Source organism: Limosilactobacillus avistercoris (assembly GCF_014836425.1).
GTDB classification, from domain to species: domain Bacteria; phylum Bacillota; class Bacilli; order Lactobacillales; family Lactobacillaceae; genus Limosilactobacillus; species Limosilactobacillus agrestimuris.
Window position 1 is genome coordinate 1 of sequence record NZ_JACSQW010000041.1, and the last position, 5,238, is coordinate 5,238.

The window sequence follows — 5,238 nt, forward strand, 5'->3', positions numbered from 1 at the left end:
AGTGAGTATACAAAAAATGCAGGAAAACCGACAATTTTAAACCGCCGATTTCCTACATTTTACAGCCGCCCTCTACACTCCCTTGTGTACTTTCGGTTTTCCAAATCTATCCTCGATTTTTGTTTTCTGCTATTGTCTGCCGCACTTGATTACACCTCCGATATAGTTATTATCGTTCTGACTTCTGACTTACTCAGCACAACATCACTGCTGTGTTTGTTTCTGCGAAACTTCATTTATTCATCTTGTCGGAAACGTGTAAGTCAGACCTCTCCGGGTAAGAATATCAACTTTCGTACCATATCACCATCACCGTTAGCCTTACTGAAAGCAACATCAAGTAGCATTAAACTTTAGTTTGCATAGCAAACTTATTCAGTTACGTTCGTCCTTATAGCTACTTCTTGTTCATCAATGCAGTACTTTGCCTTAGACTTCCTCTAGATTCCACATCACAATGGATACCCCTTGTCCTCGGCTCATGGTTCCAACTACTACGATGACTCATAGCAGACTTTCATCGCCCAGCTAACACCCAAACTGGACGCACTTATAAAATTACAAATTATTTTTTAATTTTAATAGTTTGTAATAGAAAGTATCATTAAAATCAAATATCTGAATTTTAATTTTTTCCATAAAATTAATGTTACTTATATCAACATTATTAAGCAGAGCTTTTACTATACACTTATACTTACAGTATTTCTCATTATAAGTATCATTTTCATAAATTTTCCATAGCATAAACAAATCACTATTAATAGCTTTACCTAAAAAAACATCAGATTTTTGTGAAGCAAAATACCGTGTTCTTAAAATAAAAGCCTCTAGTTTATCAATATAACTTTTTATACTTTCTGAATGAGTAATACTATTTTCTCTAATAGAATAAAAATATAACGGCTTATCTGTAAAAGCGATCAGTTCACATTGATCAACTACCTTATGAAGTATATATTCATCCTCGTGTAACTTTCCTTCATCAAATCGAATACCGCTATCGAATAATTTTTTACTGTATAATTTCCCCCATGCAACTACACAACTAATATAGTGTTCCCCGTAATAATTTTTCCAAAATTGATTTTGATCCCAAATTTCCATTTTGCCAGGTAAATTATTAATTTTTTTACTACTATAATTACAAATAGCTAAACTAATATTTACATTGTAATTAATTAATTTCAGTAATTCTTCTATTAGCATTGGATGGATATAATCATCACTGTCTACAAAGAAATAGAAATCACCATGTGCGTTATTTATTCCTGTATTACGCGCTTTTGATAAACCTCCATTCTTTTGATTAAATAATTTAATTCTATTATCCAATCGTGCATACTTTTTACATATATCTAAACTATTATCCGTTGAACCATCATTTACTAATATTATTTCAAGGTTCTTATATGTCTGATTACGAATAGACATAATACATTTTGCTAAATAGTTCTCTACATTGAATATCGGGACAATAATACTTACTAGACTGTTCAATTATCTCACCTTTTTAAATATTTAGTTACCATAATTAAAATTATAGGTTTCAAACATAAAATTGCTAATATATAACAAAGAATACCTACTAAGACTTCTATACTTAACGATAAAAAACTCATATCTAAGATACTATTAATATAAAATACAATAACAAACATTAGTAAGCCACTTATAAAATATTTTTTAAAGTTATAAAATATTTTTCCTAAATTAAAACTATTTCTTACTATCAAAAGTTGATATACAAATACCGCCAATTCAGATAAGCAGTAAGAAATCATTGCTCCAAAAAGGCCCCACAATTTAATAAATGGATAGAATATAATGAGGTTCGTAATAGTTCCCATTATTATTGCATTAGTGTATTTTCTAGTTTGTTTGATTGGCAACAAATACTGCTCACCAATAACATTTCCCCATGCATCTAAAACAATTATAATTGATTCTATCATCATTACTTTACCAACTGCAGAATACCCACGTCCTAAAAACCATGGTGCCATTTTTAAACTTACTGCAGCTACACCAAATGCCATCGGTATAGATATAAAAGATACAAAATCAAAAGAATGATATAGCATTTTTTTGACTTGTTCTACTTTTCCTTCTGAAAATGCCTTACTTGCATGTGGAAGCATAACTGTCCCCGTGGCTGTGACAACGGACAATAAAACCTTAATTATTGTGTCAGAACTATAATAATAGCCAGAATCTTTAGGCGAAATCATTATCCCTAATGCTGTTTTATTAATTTGCATATAGAATTGAATTGCAACCTGTGGCAAAAACAACAGTAGTGAAGCTCTAAGATGCCTTAAAGGATGAAGCTTTCTTACTGGTACTATTTCAACTATACTCTTTAACTGAGGCCACAATGTTAAATTTCCTCCCAACAAGGAACCAGCCATTATTAATATATATATAAGTAGATCATCCTGATTTTTAACAAATAAAAAGATTAACGCAAGGGAAAACAGCTTAATTAAAGTATTTCTAAATACAATTATGCTAAACTTCTCTAGTCCCATATATAACCATGAAATATCAAATGCAACATTAAGAATGTTAAGGACTTGAACACACATTAGTAATTTATAGCGCACATTAAACAAAAGTAAAATTAAAAATAATATTATGGCTATTAATGTAGAAATAAATTTTAAAATTACTATTTCCCAAAAAACTCTACTTATATAATACTTATTTTTTTCTCCTGCAGAATATGCAATCTCTCTATTTCCATAGATTGTAATACCTAGCCCTGCTATAAGAACAAAATATTGAATATTAGTAAATGTATAACTATATATCCCATACCCTTCATTTGTTAAAACACGTGTAACATAAGGAGTAGTTATTAGTGGAAACAGCACTGTTAGTAATTGATAGCTAGCATTGTATAAATAGTTTTTTTATTACTTTCATGATTTTATTTAAGGTTTAAATTCGTAGAAAACAAATAAGGTACTGTCTGATTATAGTTCATAATAACAAAACTATAATACCAATAAGAAAGGAAATAACTTATTACAAATATAGTTAAAATGGTTCTCCTTATTTTGTTTTCATCATTAATAAAGTAAGGAACGATAAAAATATAGTATGCTGAAAAATAAAGTGATATACGTGAAGCAAAATCTGACATGCTTGCCAATTGAGATGTAAATACATCACAAATTAAAATAGATAAAAAGAAATATTTCAACTGACTATTTTTTACTTGCTTCCACTGGATTAATATAAATAGTAATATTGGTAATCTCAAAATCAATTGATTTATAGCGAATGATTCATTTCCACTTAAATATCCCTGTATATAACTTGATAATCCTATTATTTTTAAAGCAATGTTTCTAGTAAAAGGAACAAGAACAATTAAACCTACCAAGATAGTAACTATCATTAATTTTTCATTTTGATTAAAAAATTTCTTCCCATTCTTTTTCTCTAAGAAACAATAAAACAAAAGTAAAATAATTAAACCAACTATAGCAGTTTTGTGAAATAAACAAGCACAAATCACCACAATAACATATTTAACCCAATTATTTTGTATTAAATATTTAAAACCAAATATAATTATTGCGATAGCAATTGACTGTCTCACTAAATTTAAGGATGGATTAAATAAGGATAAATAATAAATAGATAATCCCAACCATACAGGAAATTTACCTCTTAACGACCATAGCCCTAATATTATTAAACCAATACAAATAAATTGAATAAAGAATAAACTAAAAAATAGATTTCCAAATACTTTAGTTATTATATATATATAGGAAGTAAACCCTACTTCAAATGAAGAAATTGGGATCAAAATTATTCCATTTAAAATTGGTATATTTTGAAAAGAAAAAAAAGATGTTGCACTACTTGCAGCATTATACATAGGACTAACGTAGGTAATTACATCGGTACCTATAGTTAAAGCTCTTGCCCCTGCTAATACACTTGGAATTAATATAGATAAAAAAATAAATAGGCTAGTAAGAATTGCGCTGGCTCTATTGAGCTTTTCGGCAAAGTACATTAATAAACAAGAAATAAGAAACGATAAAAGATAAATCACCATAAAACAAATCACTCAATCTTAATACTTTAATTTCCAGTAGCGAAATACAATATATGAAGGTATTATCGTTAGTAATACTATTTTATTTTTACTTTCTTTAATAATTTCTAGAGCATTTTTACCAGCTCTAAAGCCATAAATATTATAGTACAGACTTCCCTTAATACGATATTTAAAAGGAAACGAAGACCCCATTAATAAATCACCTTTGTATACACAACCTAACGGTGATTTCCAATTCGCGCTTCTTCTATTTTTTGTTAGGCCCTCTGAAAGATAGTCAGCAATGTAAATTGGATCATCAAAGAAAATCATTTTATATGGTCCTGACATTTTTATCCAAACCACATCTTCACTTAAAAATTTTTCATTTTTAAAAACAGGAAATGGATATTTCTTTAGAACTTTAGTAATCCATACTTCAGCCATATCTCCCTTTATATGTCTTAAAATTCTATAATTAACATATGTATCTTCCTCTACCTTATTAGAGAATTTATTTAATAATAATTTTCCTTTCGAATTTATTTTCAAAAAAGAAATTCCACAAAGTTTATTTAACTTATACGAAGGTATTTTTCTATACTTAAATATAATAGTTTCAATTGCCTCCGGAACTAAACAATCATCACTATCAACAATAAAAGTCAATGTAGTATCAGTAGCATTAATTGCATTATTTAGTGCAACATGTTTACCACTATTTTCTTGATATAAATATTTAATTTTAAATGGTTGCTCATCTTTTTGTAACTCTTTTATATAACTCTGTGTTTTATCTGTACTGCCATCATCAATCACAAGCCATTCAAAAGATTTACTAGTTTGTGATAATAACGATTTATATAGAGCCTTTAGTTTACTACACCTATTATATGTCGGTGTAATAATAGTAATCATGTTATCCATAATTTCATCTCAACTTTTAAATATTTTTACATAGACTTTTCGTAAATTATTAAATAAATTTATCAATAAATTATTTTCATTTTTTAATATAAGCAGTCGTAATTTTATCATAGGAGAATAATTATAATTAATTTCAATTTTTTTAATATCGCTAATAATAATTTTTTTAGTTAAATTTGCTTCTTTAGTATTAATACCTTGTAAATCAAAATAATCATTCGATATTCCTTTTATATATTCTTGATTAATCC

4 protein-coding genes and 1 pseudogene are annotated in these 5,238 nt (G+C 27.8%); all 5 read right to left on the reverse strand.

Annotated features, from left to right (window positions below):
• Window positions 1-558: 558 nt before the first annotated feature.
• On the reverse strand, window positions 559-1,500 hold the full coding sequence (locus tag H9564_RS08885) for a glycosyltransferase family 2 protein (RefSeq protein ID WP_191685107.1): 942 nt from the start codon (window positions 1,498-1,500) through the stop codon (window positions 559-561).
• Window positions 1,501-1,505: 5 nt separating this feature from the next.
• Window positions 1,506-2,903 (reverse strand): annotated as a pseudogene (locus H9564_RS09320) (oligosaccharide flippase family protein); the annotation flags it as partial.
• 29 nt (window positions 2,904-2,932) lie between these two features.
• The gene (locus H9564_RS08895) at window positions 2,933-4,078 is read right to left on the reverse strand and encodes an EpsG family protein (protein ID WP_191685109.1); all 1,146 of its coding nucleotides are present in this window, start codon (window positions 4,076-4,078) and stop codon (window positions 2,933-2,935) included.
• 18 nt (window positions 4,079-4,096) lie between these two features.
• Window positions 4,097-4,987, reverse strand: a complete 891-nt coding sequence (locus H9564_RS08900) for a glycosyltransferase family 2 protein (RefSeq protein ID WP_191685110.1) — start codon at window positions 4,985-4,987, stop codon at window positions 4,097-4,099.
• Between the two features lie 9 nt (window positions 4,988-4,996).
• Window positions 4,997-5,238: hypothetical protein (locus H9564_RS09240; RefSeq protein ID WP_225209645.1), on the reverse strand; the 242-nt coding region annotated here is incomplete at its 5' end.

Bases quoted from the DNA above. Each gene is read 5' to 3' on its own strand.
- H9564_RS08895 (WP_191685109.1), bottom strand. From the start codon at position 4,078: ATGGTGATTTATCTTTTATCGTTTCTTATTTCTTGTTTATTAATGTAC.
- H9564_RS08900 (WP_191685110.1), bottom strand. From the start codon at position 4,987: ATGGATAACATGATTACTATTATTACACCGACATATAATAGGTGTAGT.